An 18,474-nucleotide genomic window follows, 5' to 3' on the forward strand; every position below is an offset into this window, starting at 1 on the left:
CGAAGCTTTATAGTCGACCCAGATCGTTGATCAGGGCGAGCAACATCACCCCTATGACCAAACTGATACCGATCTGAACCCCCCAACCTTGCACCCGATCCGACAGCGGACGACCGCGCGCCCACTCGACCAGGTAAAACAGCAAATGCCCCCCATCCAGCACAGGTATGGGCAGCAGGTTAAGAACCCCCAGGCTTATGCTCAGGTAGGCCAGGAAATTCAGGAAATCCCCCACGCCGGACTGGGCTGAAGCGCCCGCCACTTTAGCAATGGTTATCGGTCCACTCAAGTTTTTTACCGAGAGCTCCCCGAACAGCATTTTCTTCAGCGATTCAAGGGTCAGGACACTCATGTTCCAGGTACGCGACAAGCTCTCACCCACCGCATCCAGCGGGCCGTAGCTGATCTCGCGGAGCATGCTGGCAGGCCATTCGCCACCCTTGACGCCAGCGCCAAGATAGCCACCCACTGCCTTGCCCTCACCCTTGCGGGCCAGGGTCACCGGCAACTCCAGGGCTGCACCATCGCGCTCCACACGCACCACTACCCTGGCATCCGGGCGGGCACGCACGCTGTCGACAACTTGCTGCCATTCGGTCACTGCCACACCATCCAGAGCCAGCAGCTTGTCCCCGGTTTTCAGGCCTGCAGCGGCAGCCGGCCCCTTCGGATCGATCTCGGCCAGCACCGGCGTGATCGCCGGGCGCCATGGGCGCAGCCCCAGGGACTGAATCGGGTCGGGCTCGTCGGCGCCCTTGAGCCAGCTGTCCAGCTTGACCTGCAACTGACGCTCGTTGCTGGCGCCCTCATCACGCACGCCAATCTGCAAGGTACCGCTCTCACCCAGACGACGAACCAGCTGCAGATTGACCGCCGACCATCCGTTGGTCGGTTTGCCGTCAACAGAGACGATTTCCTGACCCGCGGTCAGCCCGGCCGATGCTGCCAGGCTGCCACTGTCGACCGCACCGATAACCGGTCGGATTTGCTGGGTACCCAGCATCGCCAGCACCCAGAAAAACAGGATAGCCAGCAGAAAGTTGGCAATCGGGCCTGCGGCGACAATCGCTATACGCTGGCGCACCGACTTGCGGTTGAACGACTGCCCGGCCAGCGCTGGCGGCACATCGCCCTCTCGCTCGTCGAGCATCTTGACGTAGCCGCCCAGAGGAATGGCCGCAACAACGAACTCGGTGCCGTAGCGGTCATGCCACCGCAGCAGCGGCGTGCCGAAACCGACCGAAAAACGCAGCACCTTGACGCCGCAGCGGCGCGCCACCCAGAAGTGACCGAATTCGTGGAAAGTGACCAGCACACCCAGAGCCACGAGGGTGCCGATAATCATGTAGAGCGCTGTCATGTCCATCTCCGAATGATGTTCAGCGGGCCGGCATTGCTGCCCAGCCCCCTCACGAACCTTGGCGGGCCTGCATCAGCGACCGTGACGCCTCAGCCATTCACGGGAAAGCTCCCGGGCACGCTGATCGGCGGCAAATACCGCATCCAGCGAAGGCAGTGGCACGACGGGTTCCTGGTCGAGTACCTGTTCGATCATACCCGCGATCTCCGGGAAACGGATGCGCCGTTCAAGAAATGCCTCGACGGCAACTTCGTTGGCTGCATTGAGCACGGCAGGCGCGCTGTTGCCTGCCTCGGCAGCCTGCCGCGCAAGGCGCAGGCAAGGGAAGCGTTGTTCGTCGGGCGCCTGGAAATCCAGACGGGCGATGGCGAACAGGTCCAGGGGGGCGACCCCGGAATCGATCCGTTCCGGCCAGGCCAACGCGCTGGCGATCGGCGTACGCATGTCCGGGTTGCCCAGTTGCGCGAGCACCGAACCGTCCACGTAGTCGACCAGTGAGTGGATCACGCTTTGCGGGTGCACCACCACCTCAACCTTGGACGGCGCGGCATCGAACAACCAGCAGGCCTCGATCAACTCGAGGCCTTTGTTCATCATGCTGGCCGAATCCACGGAAATCTTGCGCCCCATGGACCAGTTAGGGTGAGCACAAGCTTGCTCCGGGGTCACGTCCAGCAGCGCCTCGACCGGCGTCTCGCGGAACGGCCCACCAGAAGCGGTAAGCAGGATCCGGCGCACACCGACAGCACTCAGGCCACGGGCGTAGTCGCCAGGCATGCACTGGAAGATAGCGTTGTGTTCGCTGTCGATCGGCAGCAGCACGGCACCCTTTTGCCGCACCGCCTCCATGAACAGCGCGCCCGACATTACAAGTGCTTCCTTGTTGGCCAGCAACACCTTCTTGCCTGCCTCGACTGCCGCCAGCGTGGGACGCAGACCGGCAGCACCGACAATGGCCGCCATCACTGCGTCCACTTCAACGGCCGACGCCACCTGGCAAAGCCCGGCCTCGCCTTCCAGCACCTCGGTGGAGCAACCGGCTGCAGCCAGACTTGCGCGCAACCTCACCGCTGCTTCGGTGCTCGGCACCACAGCGAATGCCGGGCGATGACGCACACATAGCGCCAACAACTCGTCGATGCGCGAATAGCCAGTGAGGGCAAACGCTTGATAACGGTCAGGGTGACGCGCAATCACATCCAGAGTGCTCAGGCCGATGGAGCCGGTGGCCCCGAGCACGGTAATACGTTGCGGGCGACTCACATCACACCCCATTCGGCAGCCCACAGCAGCACCGCGAAGATCGGGATTGCCGCAGTCAGGCTGTCGATGCGATCGAGCACACCACCATGCCCAGGCAGCAGATTGCTGCTGTCCTTGATGCCGGAGCGACGCTTGAACATGCTCTCGGTCAGGTCACCGACCACCGAAGACATCACCAGCAACGCAGCGCCCAGCAGGCCCAGCAGGATCTGACCAAAGCCCCAGTCGCGGCCGATGCCGACACCCAGGGTAATCAACAGGCTGACCGCCAGCCCACCATACACACCTTCCCAGCTCTTGCCTGGGCTGACCTGCGGGGCCAGCTTGCGCTTGCCGAACGCCCGGCCAGAAAAGTACGCACCGATGTCGGCAGCCCACACCAGCACCATGACGGACAGGATCAGCCAGTTCCCCAAGGGCCAGTGCTTGAGCAGCACCAGCCCCTGCCAAGCCGGCAGCAGCACCAGCAGACCGATCAACAGCCGACAGGCAGCACTGGCCCACAGATCGCTGCTGCGCGGGTAGGTAAGCACCAGCCAGGTGGCCAGCCCCCACCAGATCACCGCAGCGCCCAGCACCCAGGGCGCCAGCTCCGGAAGGATGTGCAGCAGCATCAGCGCCCCGGCGACCACCACCGCATAGGCGATGCGCAGCGGCTGGGCCATAAGCCCGGCAAGGCGTGCCCACTCCCAGGCGCCGAGGGCCACCACGAAGCCGATGAACAGGGCGAAATCCCCGCCATTGAGCAGAAAGAAACCGCCCAGCGCGACCGGCAGCAAGATCAGCGCAGTAATGATGCGTTGTTTAAGCATTAAGCACGAGCTCCAGCCTCGACCTGCTCGCTGGTCTTACCGAAGCGGCGCTGGCGCGAAGCGAAATCGGCCAGGGCTTTGCGCATGGCCTCGTGTTTGAAGTCCGGCCAGTAGAGGTCGGAGAAGTACAACTCGGCATAGGCCAGCTGCCACAGCAGGAAATTGCTGATGCGGTGCTCGCCACCGGTGCGAATGCAAAGATCCGGCAACGGCAGTTCGCCGGTTGCCAGGCAGGTCTGCAGCAGACCCGGGGTGATGTCCTCCGGGCGCAGATGCCCAGCTTGCACTTCCCGCGCCAACCGTTGGGCAGCCTGGGCGATGTCCCACTGGCCACCGTAGTTGGCTGCTATCTGCAGAATGAAGCGGTTGTTGCCGGCGGTGGCTGCCTCGGCCTCGCGCATGGCGGCCTGCAGCTCAGGATGGAAACGCGAACGGTCGCCGATGATGCGCAGGCTGATATTGTTCTCGTCAAGGCGCTTGGCCTCACGGCGCAGAGCCGAGAAGAACAGCTCCATCAGCGCACCGACTTCTTCGGCAGGGCGCTGCCAGTTCTCGCTGGAGAAGGCGAACAGGGTCAGCACCTCGACCCCGGCCTTGGCACAGACTTCGATGACCGCGCGAACGGCGTCCACACCCGCCTTGTGCCCGGCCACGCCAGGCAGCAGGCGTTTTTTCGCCCAGCGGTTGTTGCCATCCATGATGATCGCGACATGACGCGGCACCGAGGACGGCGCCGCTGGCTTGGTCTTTTCCATTAAAAAACCCCGGCCTTAGACGGCCATCAGGTCCTTTTCCTTGGCTTTGAAGGCGGCATCGACTTCAGCAACGAACTTGTCGGTCAGCTTCTGGATCTCGTCAGCGGCGCGACGCTCTTCGTCTTCGCTGATTTCCTTGTCCTTGGTCAGTTTTTTCAGGTCAGCCAGGGCGTCGCGGCGCACGTTGCGCACGGCCACCTTGGCATCCTCGGCAACACCGCTGGCCTGCTTGGTGTAGCCCTTGCGGGTTTCCTCGGTCAGGGCCGGCATCGGTACACGGATGGTAGTACCGGCGCTGGACGGGTTAAGGCCCAGATCGGAGGTGAGGATAGCCTTTTCGATGGCAGCGCTGAGGTTCTTGTCGTGAGCGACGATCTTCAGGGTGCGGGCATCTTCGACGGTGATCGCGGCGACCTGGTTCAGCGGCATTTCGCTACCCCAGGCGGTAACCTTGACGCTGTCCAGGATGCTTGGGTGAGCGCGACCGGTGCGGATTGCAGCCAGGTTGCGAGACAGGGCTTCGATGGACTTGCCCATGCGCTCCTGCGCGTCTTTCTTGATGTCGTTGATCATGCTTGGCCTTCCTCGATCAGTGTACCTTCAGCGCCACCCACCACGATGTTCAGCAGGGCGCCAGGCTTGTTCATGTTGAATACCCGCAATGGCATCTTGTGGTCACGGCACAGGCAGATTGCGGTCAGGTCCATCACACCCAGCTTGCGATCCAGAACCTCATCGTAGGTCAGGTGATCGAATTTCTCGGCGTGCGGGTCCTTGAATGGATCGGCAGTGTACACGCCATCGACCTTGGTCGCCTTCAGCACCACGTCAGCATCGATTTCGATGGCGCGCAGGCAGGCCGCGGAGTCGGTGGTGAAGAACGGGTTGCCGGTACCGGCGGAGAAAATTACCACATCCCCGGAGTTGAGGTGACGAATAGCTTTGCGACGATCGTAATGATCGGTGACACCCACCATGGAAATCGCCGACATTACCAGGGCCGGGATGTTCGAGCGCTCCAGCGCATCGCGCATGGCCAGGCCGTTCATCACGGTAGCCAGCATGCCCATGTGGTCACCCGTGACGCGATCCATGCCGGCTGCGCTGAGCGCAGCGCCGCGGAACAGGTTGCCACCACCGATCACCAGGCCGACCTGAACACCGATCCCTACCAGCTGGCCAACTTCAAGCGCCATGCGATCCAGCACTTTCGGGTCGATCCCGAAGTCTTCCGAGCCCATCAGGGCCTCGCCGCTAAGTTTGAGCAAAATGCGTTTATAGCGAGGTTGGCGACCACTCACCTGCTGAGCCATTGCGAGTCTCTCCTGCGGCGTACTTTTAGAAAATTCGTGCGGGCTGTTTGCAGCCTGCTAACTGTAGCGTGGCACCGCTTCGGTGCCAGCGAAGAGGGAGTCGTATAAACCCCTCTCCGTTTTGACAAAGAGGCTGCGCGCGTGAGCGGGCAGCCTCTTTGGGGCGACAGACGGGGCTGTCTTACTGCTTGGCAGCAGCTACCTGAGCGGCAACTTCAGCAGCGAAGTCGTCGACTGGCTTCTCGATGCCTTCGCCTACTTTGAAGTAGGTGAAGGAAACGATTTCAGCACCGGCTTTCTTGGCCAGCTCGCCAACCTTGACTTCCGGGTTCATGACGAAGGCTTGCTCTTTCAGCGAGGCTTCGGCCTTGAACTTGGTGATACGGCCGTTGATCATGTTCTCAACGATGTTTTCCGGCTTGCCGGCGATCTTGTCGGCGTTCAGCTGCAGGAAGACATTCTTCTCGCGCTCGATGGCCTCGGCGGAGATTTCCGACGAATCCAGGAACTCAGGGTTCGAAGCTGCAACGTGCATGGCGATGTTCTTCGCCAGCTCAACGTCACCGCCTTTCAGAACGACGACAGCGCCGATCTTGTTGCCGTGCAGGTAGGCACCGACAACGTCACCCTCAACGCGCACCAGGCGACGGATGTTGACGTTCTCGCCGCACTTGGCAACCAGGGCTTCACGAGCAGCTTCGCGCGAGGCGATCAGCGGGGCGGCGTCGGTCAGCTTCTGGGCGAAGGCTTCTTCGAGGCTTTCGGCCACGAAGTTCTTGAAGTCGTCTTGCAGGGCCAGGAAGTCGGTCTGCGAGTTCACTTCCAGCAGGACGGCAGATGTACCGTCGGTCTTGACGGCGATAGCGCCTTCAGCAGCGACGTTGCCAGCCTTTTTGGCGGCCTTGATGGCGCCCGAGGCACGCATGTCGTCAATGGCTTTCTCGATGTCGCCGCCGGCCTTTTCCAGGGCCTTTTTGCAATCCATCATGCCTTCGCCGGTACGCTCGCGCAGTTCTTTTACCAGCGCTGCAGTAATTGCTGCCATTTCAAAATCCTCTTGGAAAGTTTTTCAACCATTCCACCCGTCAATCACGGGCGTTCAATTCTGCAAATCCGCTGTTTTGATTTCAGCAGGCCCATGATGCGGGGCCGATGCTGACAGCAGGATTTCAAGGTGGCAAAAAGGGGGCAGAGCCCCCTTTTTGCGTGCCAAGTAGACGCTAGCGCCTATTACTCAGCAGCAGGTGCAGCCGCTTCTTCAGCGTAAACTTCGGTGCCGCCGGCAACGTTGTTGCGGCCGCGGATGACTGCGTCAGCCATCGAAGTCATGTACAGCTCGATAGCGCGAATGGCGTCATCGTTACCTGGGATGATGTAGTCAACACCTTCCGGGCTGCTGTTGGTATCGACAACGCCGATAACCGGGATGCCCAGCTTGTTGGCTTCGGTGATCGCGATGCGCTCGTGATCAACGTCGATAACGAACAGAGCGTCTGGCAGACCGCCCATGTCCTTGATGCCACCCAGGCTGCGATCCAGTTTTTCCAGGTCGCGGGAGCGCATCAGGGCTTCTTTCTTGGTCAGCTTGGCGAAAGTGCCGTCTTCGGCCTGGGTTTCCAGGTCGCGCAGACGCTTGATCGAAGCGCGGATGGTCTTGTAGTTGGTCAGCATGCCGCCCAACCAACGGTGATCAACGTATGGCGAACCGCAACGAGCTGCTTGCTCGGCAACGATCTTGCCGGCGGAACGCTTGGTGCCGACGAACAGGATCTTGTTCTTGCCCTGGGCCAGGCGCTCTACGAACGACAGAGCGTCGTTGAACATTGGCAGGGTTTTTTCCAGGTTGACGATGTGGATCTTGTTACGCGCGCCGAAAATGTACTTGCCCATTTTCGGGTTCCAGTAACGGGTCTGGTGGCCGAAGTGCACACCGGCCTTCAGCATATCGCGCATATTGACTTGGGACATGATAGTTCCTTGATAAGTCGGGTTGGGCCTCCACGTATCCCAATGACCAACCCGCGAATTCTGCAACTCGGGGCACCCAGGTCATCGTGTCGACACGTGTGTGGGTTAAGTACTGACGGGGTCGTCCCCGAAAGCGGCGCATTTTATACCACAGACCGCGAGCGAACGGAACCCGGATACTGTTGCGTCTGTCAGCACTTTTTGCAGCACCCCGGCTTTCGCGCCAGAATGCCAGCTGTAGACAACAGCATGGCCGTCTTTATCCCGACCGATCGGCGCCCTGCTCTGCTAGAATCCGGCCTTTCCCGTTTGTTCGCGCCGTGCACGGCGCCGTAGAGAGCCTGTAATGACCGTCACCATCAAGACCGCAGAAGACATCGAGAAGATGCGCATCGCTGGCCGCCTGGCCGCCGAAGTGCTGGAAATGATCGAAGAACACGTCAAGCCCGGTATCACCACCGAAGAGCTCGACCGCCTGTGCCACGACTATATCGTCAACGTCCAGCAGGCCATCCCGGCACCGCTCAACTACAAGGGCTACCCGAAGTCGATCTGCACCTCGATCAACCATGTGGTCTGCCACGGCATCCCCAACGACAAGCCGCTCAAGGACGGTGACACGCTCAATATCGACGTCACCGTGATCAAGGACGGCTACCACGGCGACACCAGCCGCATGTTCCACGTCGGCAACGTGCCGGTCTGGGCCGAGCGCCTGTCCAAGGTCACCCAGGAATGCATGTACAAGGCCATCGAGCTGGTGAAGCCGGGCTGCCGTCTGGGCGACATCGGTGAAGTGATCCAGAAGCACGCAGAGAAGAACGGTTTCTCGGTGGTACGCGAGTTCTGCGGTCACGGCATCGGCAAGGTGTTCCACGAAGAGCCGCAGATCCTCCACTACGGCCGCGCTGGCACGGGCATGGAGCTGAAGGAAGGCATGACCTTCACCATCGAGCCGATGATCAACCAGGGCAAGGCCGACACCAAGGTGCTGGGCGACGGCTGGACCGCCATCACCAAGGATCGCAAGCTCTCGGCCCAGTGGGAACACACTCTGGTGGTGACCGCGACCGGCTACGAGATCTTCACCCTGCGCAAGGACGACACCATCCCGCGCACTTCGGCCTGACCGCACCCCGACAGGCCACCCCACGACAGGAACGTGACGCGATGCCCCAGGTGGACCCCGAGCTGTTCGACCGTGGCCAGTTCCAGGCGGAACTGGCCCTCAAGGCGAGCCCCATCGCCGCCTTCAAGAAAGCCATCCGCCTGGCCGGCGAGGTGCTCGACAAGCGTTTTCGCGCCGGCAGCGACATCCGCCCGCTGATCGAGGCCCGCGCCTGGCTCGTCGACAATATCCTGCAACAGGCGTGGAACCAGTTCGACTGGGGCGACCAGAGCGGCATTGCCCTGGTTGCGGTGGGCGGCTATGGGCGCGGTGAACTGCACCCGCACTCGGACATCGACCTGCTGATTCTGCTAGGCGCTGCCGAGCACGAGCAGTACCGCGACGCCATCGAGCGCTTTCTAACCTTGCTGTGGGACATTGGCCTGGAAGTCGGCCAGAGCGTGCGTACCGTCGACGAGTGCGCCGAACAGGCCCGCGCCGACCTGACGGTGATCACCAACCTGATGGAAAGCCGCACCATCGCCGGCCCCGAGGCCTTGCGCCAGCGCATGCTGGAAGTCACCAGCACCGCGCACATGTGGCCGAGCAAGGAGTTCTTCCTGGCCAAGCGCGCCGAACTCAAGGCCCGCCACCACAAGTACAACGACACAGAGTACAACCTCGAACCCAACGTCAAGGGTTCGCCAGGTGGCCTGCGCGACATCCAGACGGTACTGTGGGTAGCCCGTCGCCAGTACGGGACACTGAACCTGCATGCACTGGCCGGCGAAGGCTTCTTGCTGGAAAGCGAGAACGAACTGCTGGCTTCGTCCCAGGACTTCCTCTGGAAAGTCCGTTATGCCCTGCACATGCTGGCCGGGCGCGCCGAAGACCGCCTGCTGTTCGATCACCAGCGCAGCCTCGCCACGCTGCTGGGCTACAGCGACGAAAACCCCAAGCGGGCGATCGAACAGTTCATGCAGCAGTACTACCGGGTGGTGATGAGCATCAGCCAACTGTGCGACCTGATCATCCAGCACTTCGAAGAAGTTATCCTCGCCGACGAGGAAAGTGGCAGCACCCAGCCGCTGAACGCGCGGTTCCGCCTGCATGACGGCTATATCGAGGCCGCCAACCCGAACGTGTTCAAGCGCACGCCGTTCGCCATGCTGGAAATCTTCGTGCTGATGGCCCAACACCCCGAGATCAAGGGCGTGCGTGCCGATACCGTGCGCCTGCTGCGCGAACACCGCCACCTGATCGATGACACGTTCCGCACCGATATCCGCAATACCAGCCTGTTCATCGAGCTGTTCAAGTGCGAAATCGGCATCCACCGCAACCTGCGCCGGATGAACCGCTACGGCATTCTTGGCCGTTACCTGCCAGAGTTCGGCCTGATCGTTGGGCAGATGCAGCATGACCTGTTCCACATCTATACGGTCGATGCGCACACCCTCAACCTCATCAAGCACCTGCGCAAGCTGCAATACACGCCGGTGTCCGAGAAATTCCCGCTGGCCAGCAAGCTCATGGGGCGCCTGCCCAAACCCGAGCTGATCTACCTGGCCGGCCTGTACCACGACATCGGCAAGGGTCGCCAGGGCGACCACTCGGAAATCGGTGCAGTGGACGCGCAGAAGTTCTGCGAACGACACCAGTTGCCGGCCTGGGACAGCCGCCTGATCGTCTGGCTGGTGCAGAACCACCTGGTGATGTCGACCACCGCTCAGCGCAAGGACTTGTCCGATCCGCAGGTGATCAACGACTTTGCCCTGCACATGGGCGACGAGACACGCCTTGACTACCTGTACGTGCTGACTGTGGCGGACATCAACGCCACCAACCCCAGCCTGTGGAACTCGTGGCGCGCCAGCCTGCTGCGCCAGCTGTACAGCGAGACCAAGCGCGCCCTGCGCCGTGGCCTGGAAAACCCGCTGGACCGCGAAGAGCAGATTCGCCAGACCCAGTCGTCAGCGCTGGATATCCTGGTGCGCGAGGGGACCGACCCGGACGACGTCGAGCAGCTATGGGCGCAACTGGGCGATGACTATTTCCTCAAGCACACCGCCGCCGACGTGGCCTGGCACACGGATGCGATCCTGCAGCAACCGGCCGATGGCGGGCCACTGGTACTGATCAAGGAAACCACCCAGCGCGAGTTCGAAGGCGGCACGCAGATTTTCATCTATGCCCCCGACCAGCATGATTTCTTCGCCGTGACGGTGGCGGCCATGTCGCAGTTGAACCTGAACATCCACGACGCCCGGATCATCACGTCGAGCAGCCAGTTCACCCTCGACACCTACATTGTGCTGGACAACGACGGTGGCTCGATCGGCGACAACCCGCAACGGGTCAAGCAGATTCGCGACGGACTGACCGAAGCGCTGCGCAACCCTGAGGACTACCCGACCATCATCCAGCGCCGGGTACCGCGCCAGCTCAAGCACTTCGACTTCCCGCCGCAAGTGACCATCCTCAACGATGCCCAGCGGCCGGTGACCATCCTCGAAATCACCGCGCCAGACCGCCCGGGCCTGCTGGCCCGGCTGGGACGGATTTTCCTGGAGTTCGACCTTTCGCTGCAAAATGCCAAGATCGCCACCCTCGGCGAGCGGGTGGAAGACGTGTTCTTCATTACCGATGCCGACAACCAGCCGCTGTCAGACCCGCAGTTGTGCAGCCGCCTGCAGGAGGCCATCGTGCAGCAACTGCAGGCCGGCCAAGGTAGCGACACCAGCCAGACCCGCGTGACCTTTTAACGATTAGACGATTGACGAGACCTTGCGCCGATGAACCATGCCTTGACCCAGCTTCAGCCCTATCCGTTCGAAAAGCTTCGTGCCCTGCTGGGCAGCGTGACGCCTGCGGCGGACAAACGCGCCATCGCCCTGTCGATCGGTGAGCCGAAGCACGAATCGCCGGCGTTCGTCGCCCAGGCCATGGCCGACAACCTCGACAAGCTGGCGGTTTATCCCAGCACCATCGGCTTGCCAGCCCTGCGCCAGGCCATCGGTCAGTGGTGCGAACGACGCTTTGGCGTGCCGACCGGCTGGCTGGACGCCGACCGCAACATCCTGCCGGTCAACGGCACCCGTGAAGCACTTTTCGCCTTCACCCAGGCCGTGGTCAACCGCGCCGATGACGGCCTGGTGGTAAGCCCCAACCCGTTCTATCAGATCTACGAAGGCGCAGCGCTGTTGGCCGGCGCCACCCCGCACTACCTGCCGTGCCTGGAAAACAACGGTTTCAACCCGGACTTCGACGCCGTACCGGCCGAGGTGTGGAAGCGTTGCCAGATCCTGTTCCTGTGCTCGCCGGGCAACCCTACCGGTGCGCTGGTGCCGATGAACACCCTGAAGAAGCTGATTGCCCTGGCTGACGAGCACGACTTCGTGATCGCCGCCGATGAGTGCTACAGCGAGCTGTACTTCGACGAAGACGCACCACCGCCAGGCCTGCTGACGGCATGCGCCGAGCTTGGTCGTAGCGATTTTGCGCGCTGCGTGGTGTTCCACAGCCTGTCCAAGCGCTCCAACCTGCCGGGGCTGCGCTCGGGCTTCGTCGCTGGCGATGCCCGGATCATCAAGCCGTTTCTGTTGTACCGCACCTACCACGGCTGCGCGATGCCGGTACAAACCCAACTGGCCAGCATCGCCGCCTGGCAGGACGAGACGCATGTGCGCGAGAACCGCGACCAGTACCGGGCCAAGTACGATGCCGTGCTGGATATTCTGCAGCCGGTACTGGACGTGCAGCGCCCGGACGGCAGCTTCTACCTGTGGGCTAAGGTACCGGGCGACGATGCCGAGTTCACCCGTGACCTGTTCGAAGCCCAGCATGTGACCGTGGTACCGGGGTCGTACCTGTCGCGTGAAGTGGACGGGGTGAACCCGGGTGCCGGGCGCGTGCGCATGGCACTGGTTGCACCGCTGGCCGAATGCATCGAGGCGGCGGAGCGGATTCGCGCCTTCCTGCAAAACCGCTGATCTGGCAGGGGCCTGTGGGAGCGGGTTACCAGCGCGGCACGGCCGGTGCCATTTACCGCGTTGGATTCTTCGCGGGTAAACCCGCTCCTACAGGGGCTGCAACGCAGCCCTCTTGGGATCTACTTGACTGAACCCAGGTTCGCCTCACTCATATCCAGCTCACCCAGTACTTGCCGCACCACCTCATCCCCCACCAGGTGCTGGCGATGCAGGTTGTAAAGCTCCAGCCGCTGCGCCCTCAGTGCACGCAAGCGCAAACGCCGCTCCAGCAAGTCCATCTGTTCGGCCAATGCCCTGGCTTCGGCACTGTCGTCATAGCTTTCCAGCTCATCCCGATACTCTGCCATCAACCGCGCCTTCAGCTCGGTCGCCAAGGTAGCCTGCGCGGCGTCTTGCGGGGCAGTGGCGTCGATCACCTCCTCTGCTTCCAAGGCATGAATCGCCGCCTCGGCCGTGCGCCGCCAGGCTTCCTGCACTTCCTGGTGCAAGCGCTCGTCCGGGCTCTTGGTGACCCCGCGCAGTAATATCGGCAGCGCGATGCAGGCGCTGATCAACGACAGCAGGATCACCCCGGCTGCAATGAAAATCAGCAAGTCCCGTTCCGGGAAGGCCTTGCCCGCCCCCATCAGCAAAGGTATCGACATCACACCGGCCAGGGTCACTGCGCCCCGCACACCGCCCAGGGTCAGCAACCAGCAGGAGCGCGCCGTGGGCATCAGCACCAGCGCCGGTTTACCGCGCCAGCGGCGCACCACACCGATCGAGCGCCAGATACTCTGCACCCAGACGAACCGCAGCAGGATCAGCGCGGCAAAGATCGCCACCACATCCAGGCAGCGGTAAGCCAGGGTCGGCCACAGGGTAGCTTCGTGGCTGACCACCGCCTTGATGATGTCCGGCAATTGCAGGCCCAACAGCAGAAAGATCAGGCCGTTGAAGGCAAACTCCAGCAGCGACCAGACGCTTCTGTTGAGCAAGCGAGTGCTGGTCTGCCGCGGCAGCAAGTCGAGCCAGCTCTGCATCATGCCGGCAGCCACCGCCGAGAGAATGCCCGAAACACCCAGACGCTCGGCCAGCACGTAGGCGGCGAACGGCAGCAGCAGCATGAAGACCACATGGGTAGCTGGATCGTCCCAGCCGCGGGCGATCATCCAGGCGCGCAAGCGGCCGACCAGCCAACTCAGGGCAACGCCCACCGCCAGGCCACCCAGCGCGACCAGGACGAAACTGAAGCTTGCATCGGCCAGCGAGAACGCCCCGGTGATCGCCGCCGCCAAGGCAAACTTGAAGGTCACCAGGCCTGATGCGTCATTCATCAGGGCCTCCCCTTGCAGCATGTGCATCAGCGGGGTAGGCAGGCGGTCCTGGGCGATGGCCGAAACCGCCACGGCGTCGGTGGGCGACAGCACTGCCGCCAGGGCGAAGGCCACCGGCAACGGGATGCTCGGCAGCAGCCAGTGAATGAAGTAGCCGGCCCCGACCACGGTGAACAGTACCAACCCGACAGCCAGCGCCACCACAGGCCCGCGAATGCGCCACAACTCACGCTTGGGAATGCGCCATCCGTCGGCAAAGAGCAGCGGAGGCAAGAACAGGAACAGGAACAACTCCGGGTTCAAGGCCACATGCAAGCCCAGTGTCGGCAAGGCCAGCAAAGCACCGGCGGCGATCTGCACCAACGGCAACGGCAGCGGAATCATGCGGCCGACCAGCTTCGACAGGCTGACCAACGTCAACAGGATGAGGACGGTGTAGGCGGACTGCATCCGGGAAAGCTTCCTTTGTGAGCTGAAACGATGGCAGGGCGAGGCATCGCCATTGAAACAATATGTTAGCGGCGACCGACGGTTCGGGACCGCTGCACGATAGTCGCAGGTGACGGGGGAATATGTAACATGATGATACCCAGCAGATGTGACCGGAGCTTGGGAGTCGCGTGCCCCGTTATTGAAGACTTGAACTACAGCGATCCCGTCGTATAATCGACATTAACGAATAACGTTAAGCATTCAGGCTCATGATTCGAAGCTTTAGCTGTGCCGACACGGAAGCGCTCTTCACAACGGGAAAGACACGGCGTTGGTCAGATATCAAGTCAGTCGCGGAGCGCAAACTGGCCATGCTCGATGCCGCAACAGAGTTGCGAGACCTTAGGTCGCCACCTGGCAATCGCCTCGAGTCACTGAGCGGCAACCGCGCCGACCAACACAATATCCGTGTAAATGACCAATGGCGGTTGTGCTTCACCTGGACAGAACACGGGCCAGTTAGCGTTGAAATTGTCGATTACCACTGAGGTGCATCATGCTCAAGAACGGTATGCGTCCAATCCATCCGGGTGAAATCCTGCGGGAGGACTTCCAGAAGGAAATGGGCTTCAGCGCCGCGGCTCTGGCCAGGGCGTTGGGTGTAGCAACGCCAACCGTCAACAACATCCTGCGCGAACGGGGCGGTGTTTCCGCCGACATGGCACTGCGTCTGTCCATCTGCCTGGACACCACCCCTGAGTTCTGGCTCAACCTGCAGACGGCCTTCGATCTGCGCACAGCCGAACAGCAACACGGCGATGAGATCATCGGGTCGGTCCAGCGCCTGGTCGCTTGAACACATCCTGATCAATAAACAGGGGCGCCACGGGCGTGGCGCCGCGAGGAGCGTTCCCGCATAATCCCGCGACTGACATCGAAAAACGGAGAGATTGGGGCGACTTGTACCCCCAATGTACACAATGACCTACACGCTCTACGGCATCAAAGCCTGTGACACCATGAAAAAGGCGCGTACCTGGCTCGAAGACAAAGCCATCGCCTACGAATTTCACGACTACAAGACCCAAGGCATTGACCGTGACAGCCTGAACCGCTGGTGCGACGAACACGGCTGGGAAGTCATCCTCAACCGTGCCGGCACCACCTTCCGCAAGCTGGACGACGCCAGCAAGGCAGACCTCGACCAGGCCAAGGCCGTCGAGCTGATGCTGGCCCAGCCGTCGATGATCAAACGCCCGGTGCTCGACCTTGGCGCGCGTACCCTGGTTGGCTTCAAGCCCGACCTGTACGCCGCTGCCCTGGCCTGAGCCCCTACCCTATTTCGCACGAGGTAATCACATGTCCAATACCCTGTTCAGCCTGGCCTTTGGTGTCGGCTCCCAGAACCGCCAGGGCGCCTGGCTGGAAGTGTTCTACGCACAACCCCTGCTCAACCCGAGCGCCGAACTGGTTGCTGCAGTAGCCCCTGTTCTCGGTTACGAAGGTGGCAACCAGGCCATCGCCTTCAGCAACGCCCAGGCCGCACAACTGGCCGAAGCCCTGAAAGGCGTGGACGCTGCCCAGGCCGCCCTGCTGACCCGTCTGGCAGAGAGCCACAAGCCGCTGGTCGCCACCCTGCTGGCCGAAGACGCAGCACTGAGCTCGACCCCAGAGGCCTACCTCAAGCTGCACCTGCTGTCGCACCGCCTGGTCAAGCCGCATGGCGTAAGCCTGGCCGGCATCTTCCCGCTGCTGCCGAACGTGGCCTGGACCAACCAGGGCGCAGTCGACCTGGCCGAACTGGCCGAACTGCAACTGGAAGCACGCCTGAAGGGCGAGCTGCTGGAAGTGTTCTCGGTGGACAAGTTCCCGAAAATGACCGACTACGTGGTCCCGGCCGGCGTGCGTATCGCCGACACCGCCCGTGTGCGCCTGGGTGCCTACATCGGCGAAGGCACCACCATCATGCACGAAGGCTTCGTCAACTTTAATGCTGGCACCGAAGGCCCGGGCATGATCGAAGGCCGCGTTTCCGCTGGTGTATTCGTTGGCAAAGGTTCGGACCTGGGCGGCGGCTGCTCGACCATGGGCACCCTGTCCGGTGGCGGCAACATCGTCATCAAAGTCGGCGAGGGTTGCCTGATCGGCGCCAACGCCGGTATCGGTATTCCGCTGGGCGACCGCAACACCGTCGAAGCCGGCCTGTACATCACCGCGGGCACCAAGGTGAACCTGCTGGACGAGAACAACGAACTGGTCAAAGTGGTCAAGGCCCGCGACCTGGCCGGCCAGACCGACCTGCTGTTCCGCCGCAACTCGCTCAACGGCGCAGTTGAGTGCAAGACCCACAAGTCGGCCATCGAGCTGAACGAAGCGCTGCACGCTCACAACTGAGAACCTTGCCGGGTTTGAGGTGTTAAGATCGGGTCTGGCGCCAATGCACCAGACCCGATTTTCATTCCAGGCCTCGCAAACATGTTCCAGCCCTCTCCCTGGCGTGCCGACTTCCCCGCCATCGCCGCCCTGCAACGGCAGCACCAGACCTATCTGGACAGCGCCGCCACCACCCAGAAGCCGCAAGCCTTGCTCGATGCCCTGAGCCATTACTACGGCCATGGCGCGGCCAACGTGCACCGTGCCCAGCATTTGCCTGGTGCGCTGGCGACCCAGGCCTTCGAAGCCAGCCGCGACAAGGTCGGCGCCTGGCTCAATGCCGCAGACTCGCGGCAGATCGTGTTCACCCACGGCGCCACCTCGGCACTGAACCTGCTGGCCTATGGCCTGGAGCACCGCCTGGAAGCCGGTGACGAAATTGCCGTCAGTGCCCTGGAGCACCATGCCAACCTGTTGCCCTGGCAACAGCTGGCGCACCGGCGCAACCTGCGCCTGGTGGTGCTGCCACTGGATGCCCATGGTCGTATCGACCAGGACCAGGCACTGCAGCTGATCGGCCCACGCACCCGGGTGCTCGCCATCAGCCAGCTGTCCAACGTGCTGGGTACCTGGCAGCCGCTGCCAGCGCTATTGGCCCATGCCCGCGCCCAGGGCGCGCTGACTGTGGTCGATGGCGCCCAGGGCGTGGTGCATGGCCGCCATGACGTGCAGCAACTGGGGTGCGACTTCTATGTGTTTTCCAGCCACAAGCTGTACGGTCCGGACGGCGTCGGCGTGCTCTATGGCCGCAGCCAGGCTCTGCAGTTGTTGCGCCACTGGCAGTTCGGTGGCGAGATGGTGCAGCAGGCCGAGTACCACAGCGCCACTTTCCGCCCCGCCCCCTTGGGCTTCGAAGCGGGTACGCCGCCCATTGCCGGGGTGATCGGCCTGGGCGCGACACTGGACTACCTGGCCAGCCTCGATGCCCATGCGGTCGCAGCGCATGAAGCCAGCCTGCACCAGCACCTGCTGCGTGGCCTGGGCGACCGCGAGGGCGTGCGGGTGTTGGGCGCACCGCAGACGGCCCTGGCCAGTTTCGTCATTGAGGGCGTGCACAACGCCGATATCGCTCACCTGCTGACTGAACAGGGCATTGCCGTGCGTGCGGGTCACCACTGCGCCATGCCACTGCTGAAGGGGCTGGGGCTGGAAGGCGCGATACGGGTATCGCTGGGTTTGTACAACGACAGCGATGACGTGCAGCGTTTCTTCGACGCGCTGGACCAAGGCCTGGAGCTGTTGCGATGAGCCTGCCGGAACAGGCGCACCAAGCGCTGGAAGCGTTTCAACAGGGCAAAGGCTGGGAACAGCGTGCGCGGCTGCTGATGCAGTGGGGTGAACGGCTGGACGCGCTGGATGACACCGAAAAGACCGAGGCCAACCGGGTGCATGGCTGCGAGAGCCTGGTGTGGCTGGTGGCCGAGCAGGTCGAGGGCGTGTGGCGGTTCAAGGCCAGCAGCGATGCCCGCTTGTTGCGTGGGCTGCTGGCGCTGTTGCTGGTGCGGGTGCAGGGACTGGCCAGTGAGGAGCTGGCCGGGCTTGATCTGCGCGAGTGGTTTACCCAGCTCGGGCTGGAACGCCAATTGTCGCCGTCGCGCAGCAATGGGCTGCATGCGGTGTTGCAGCGGATGGCAGAGTTGGCGTCCGACCGCTGAATCGGCGCCGGTTTCTTCGCGGGCCTGCCCGCTCCCACAGGTATGGCATCATGCTTGAGAGAGATGC

General features: G+C 62.4%; 18 protein-coding genes. 9 read left to right on the plus strand and 9 right to left on the minus strand.

Annotated features, from left to right (window positions below; translation table 11 throughout):
- Positions 1-7: 7 nt before the first annotated feature.
- The 8 genes from rseP to rpsB all read right to left on the minus strand — a co-directional run bounded on the left by rseP (position 8) and on the right by rpsB (position 7,471).
- Positions 8-1,360, minus strand: a complete 1,353-nt coding sequence (gene rseP, locus ACF8EA_RS14665) for an RIP metalloprotease RseP (RefSeq protein WP_028698300.1) — start codon at positions 1,358-1,360, stop codon at positions 8-10.
- Positions 1,361-1,432: 72 nt separating this feature from the next.
- A complete protein-coding gene (ispC, locus tag ACF8EA_RS14670; RefSeq protein ID WP_392522418.1) occupies positions 1,433-2,623 on the minus strand; it encodes a 1-deoxy-D-xylulose-5-phosphate reductoisomerase in 1,191 nt (396 codons plus the stop codon).
- Positions 2,620-3,435, minus strand: a complete 816-nt coding sequence (locus ACF8EA_RS14675) for a phosphatidate cytidylyltransferase (RefSeq protein ID WP_021785912.1) — start codon at positions 3,433-3,435, stop codon at positions 2,620-2,622. The genes ispC and ACF8EA_RS14675 overlap by 4 nt, the downstream gene beginning before the upstream one ends.
- Entirely contained in the window at positions 3,435-4,190 is a 756-nt protein-coding gene (uppS, locus tag ACF8EA_RS14680) for a polyprenyl diphosphate synthase (RefSeq protein ID WP_021785913.1), read from the minus strand. The genes ACF8EA_RS14675 and uppS overlap by 1 nt, the downstream gene beginning before the upstream one ends.
- A gap of 15 nt (positions 4,191-4,205) precedes the next feature.
- Entirely contained in the window at positions 4,206-4,763 is a 558-nt protein-coding gene (frr, locus tag ACF8EA_RS14685; RefSeq protein ID WP_003252296.1) for a ribosome recycling factor, read from the minus strand.
- Positions 4,760-5,503, minus strand: a complete 744-nt coding sequence (pyrH, locus tag ACF8EA_RS14690) for a UMP kinase (RefSeq protein ID WP_003252294.1) — start codon at positions 5,501-5,503, stop codon at positions 4,760-4,762. The genes frr and pyrH overlap by 4 nt, the downstream gene beginning before the upstream one ends.
- A gap of 181 nt (positions 5,504-5,684) precedes the next feature.
- A complete protein-coding gene (gene tsf, locus ACF8EA_RS14695) occupies positions 5,685-6,548 on the minus strand; it encodes a translation elongation factor Ts (RefSeq protein WP_003252290.1) in 864 nt (287 codons plus the stop codon).
- A 185-nt stretch (positions 6,549-6,733) separates the two neighbouring features.
- On the minus strand, positions 6,734-7,471 hold the full coding sequence (rpsB, locus tag ACF8EA_RS14700) for a 30S ribosomal protein S2 (RefSeq protein WP_003252287.1): 738 nt from the start codon (positions 7,469-7,471) through the stop codon (positions 6,734-6,736).
- A 346-nt stretch (positions 7,472-7,817) separates the two neighbouring features.
- On the opposite strand from rpsB, the gene map reads away from it, so the two are divergent.
- From map to dapC, 3 genes are read left to right on the plus strand one after another with little or no spacing between them, the layout of a single operon-like run.
- The gene (map, locus tag ACF8EA_RS14705; RefSeq protein ID WP_021785914.1) at positions 7,818-8,600 is read left to right on the plus strand and encodes a type I methionyl aminopeptidase; all 783 of its coding nucleotides are present in this window, start codon (positions 7,818-7,820) and stop codon (positions 8,598-8,600) included.
- Positions 8,601-8,641: 41 nt separating this feature from the next.
- A complete protein-coding gene (locus ACF8EA_RS14710; protein ID WP_021785915.1) occupies positions 8,642-11,344 on the plus strand; it encodes a [protein-PII] uridylyltransferase in 2,703 nt (900 codons plus the stop codon).
- Between the two features lie 30 nt (positions 11,345-11,374).
- Positions 11,375-12,571, plus strand: a complete 1,197-nt coding sequence (dapC, locus tag ACF8EA_RS14715; RefSeq protein WP_392522419.1) for a succinyldiaminopimelate transaminase — start codon at positions 11,375-11,377, stop codon at positions 12,569-12,571.
- A gap of 119 nt (positions 12,572-12,690) precedes the next feature.
- Here dapC and ACF8EA_RS14720 read toward each other — a convergent pair whose 3' ends face one another.
- Complete coding sequence (locus ACF8EA_RS14720) at positions 12,691-14,337, minus strand: Na+/H+ antiporter (protein WP_103462962.1); 1,647 nt, start codon at positions 14,335-14,337, stop codon at positions 12,691-12,693.
- A gap of 251 nt (positions 14,338-14,588) precedes the next feature.
- On the opposite strand from ACF8EA_RS14720, the gene graT reads away from it, so the two are divergent.
- From graT to ACF8EA_RS14750, 6 genes are all read left to right on the plus strand, one after another.
- The gene (graT, locus tag ACF8EA_RS14725; RefSeq protein ID WP_101196209.1) at positions 14,589-14,867 is read left to right on the plus strand and encodes a type II toxin-antitoxin system toxin GraT; all 279 of its coding nucleotides are present in this window, start codon (positions 14,589-14,591) and stop codon (positions 14,865-14,867) included.
- A gap of 8 nt (positions 14,868-14,875) precedes the next feature.
- A complete protein-coding gene (gene graA / locus ACF8EA_RS14730; RefSeq protein WP_003252274.1) occupies positions 14,876-15,175 on the plus strand; it encodes a type II toxin-antitoxin system antitoxin GraA in 300 nt (99 codons plus the stop codon).
- A 124-nt stretch (positions 15,176-15,299) separates the two neighbouring features.
- Positions 15,300-15,647: an ArsC family reductase gene (locus tag ACF8EA_RS14735; RefSeq protein WP_003252272.1), complete on the plus strand. Its 348-nt coding sequence runs from the start codon at positions 15,300-15,302 to the stop codon at positions 15,645-15,647.
- Between the two features lie 31 nt (positions 15,648-15,678).
- Entirely contained in the window at positions 15,679-16,713 is a 1,035-nt protein-coding gene (dapD, locus tag ACF8EA_RS14740; RefSeq protein WP_021785917.1) for a 2,3,4,5-tetrahydropyridine-2,6-dicarboxylate N-succinyltransferase, read from the plus strand.
- Between the two features lie 81 nt (positions 16,714-16,794).
- Positions 16,795-18,000: a cysteine desulfurase gene (locus tag ACF8EA_RS14745; protein ID WP_392522422.1), complete on the plus strand. Its 1,206-nt coding sequence runs from the start codon at positions 16,795-16,797 to the stop codon at positions 17,998-18,000.
- Positions 17,997-18,407 (plus strand): SufE family protein, encoded by a 411-nt coding sequence (locus ACF8EA_RS14750; protein WP_392522423.1) that lies wholly within the window; start codon positions 17,997-17,999, stop codon positions 18,405-18,407. Before ACF8EA_RS14745 ends, ACF8EA_RS14750 begins: the two co-directional genes overlap by 4 nt.
- Positions 18,408-18,474: the final 67 nt, after the last annotated feature.

It is taken from the genome of Pseudomonas sp. YQ_5 (assembly GCF_043103305.1).
In the GTDB taxonomy this organism is placed as follows: domain Bacteria; phylum Pseudomonadota; class Gammaproteobacteria; order Pseudomonadales; family Pseudomonadaceae; genus Aquipseudomonas; species Aquipseudomonas putida_Y.

Excerpts from the sequence above, each read along its gene's own strand:
- ACF8EA_RS14675 (WP_021785912.1), bottom strand. The coding sequence starts at position 3,435 with ATGCTTAAACAACGCATCATTACTGCGCTGATCTTGCTGCCGGTCGCG.
- ACF8EA_RS14750 (WP_392522423.1), top strand. The coding sequence starts at position 17,997 with ATGAGCCTGCCGGAACAGGCGCACCAAGCGCTGGAAGCGTTTCAACAG.
- rseP (WP_028698300.1), bottom strand. The coding sequence starts at position 1,360 with ATGACAGCGCTCTACATGATTATCGGCACCCTCGTGGCTCTGGGTGTG.
- dapD (WP_021785917.1), top strand. The coding sequence starts at position 15,679 with ATGTCCAATACCCTGTTCAGCCTGGCCTTTGGTGTCGGCTCCCAGAAC.
- graA (WP_003252274.1), top strand. The coding sequence starts at position 14,876 with ATGCTCAAGAACGGTATGCGTCCAATCCATCCGGGTGAAATCCTGCGG.
- graT (WP_101196209.1), top strand. The coding sequence starts at position 14,589 with ATGATTCGAAGCTTTAGCTGTGCCGACACGGAAGCGCTCTTCACAACG.
- dapC (WP_392522419.1), top strand. The coding sequence starts at position 11,375 with ATGAACCATGCCTTGACCCAGCTTCAGCCCTATCCGTTCGAAAAGCTT.
- tsf (WP_003252290.1), bottom strand. The coding sequence starts at position 6,548 with ATGGCAGCAATTACTGCAGCGCTGGTAAAAGAACTGCGCGAGCGTACC.
- ACF8EA_RS14720 (WP_103462962.1), bottom strand. The coding sequence starts at position 14,337 with ATGCAGTCCGCCTACACCGTCCTCATCCTGTTGACGTTGGTCAGCCTG.
- uppS (WP_021785913.1), bottom strand. The coding sequence starts at position 4,190 with ATGGAAAAGACCAAGCCAGCGGCGCCGTCCTCGGTGCCGCGTCATGTC.
- frr (WP_003252296.1), bottom strand. The coding sequence starts at position 4,763 with ATGATCAACGACATCAAGAAAGACGCGCAGGAGCGCATGGGCAAGTCC.
- map (WP_021785914.1), top strand. The coding sequence starts at position 7,818 with ATGACCGTCACCATCAAGACCGCAGAAGACATCGAGAAGATGCGCATC.
- ACF8EA_RS14745 (WP_392522422.1), top strand. The coding sequence starts at position 16,795 with ATGTTCCAGCCCTCTCCCTGGCGTGCCGACTTCCCCGCCATCGCCGCC.
- ACF8EA_RS14735 (WP_003252272.1), top strand. The coding sequence starts at position 15,300 with ATGACCTACACGCTCTACGGCATCAAAGCCTGTGACACCATGAAAAAG.
- rpsB (WP_003252287.1), bottom strand. The coding sequence starts at position 7,471 with ATGTCCCAAGTCAATATGCGCGATATGCTGAAGGCCGGTGTGCACTTC.
- pyrH (WP_003252294.1), bottom strand. The coding sequence starts at position 5,503 with ATGGCTCAGCAGGTGAGTGGTCGCCAACCTCGCTATAAACGCATTTTG.
- ACF8EA_RS14710 (WP_021785915.1), top strand. The coding sequence starts at position 8,642 with ATGCCCCAGGTGGACCCCGAGCTGTTCGACCGTGGCCAGTTCCAGGCG.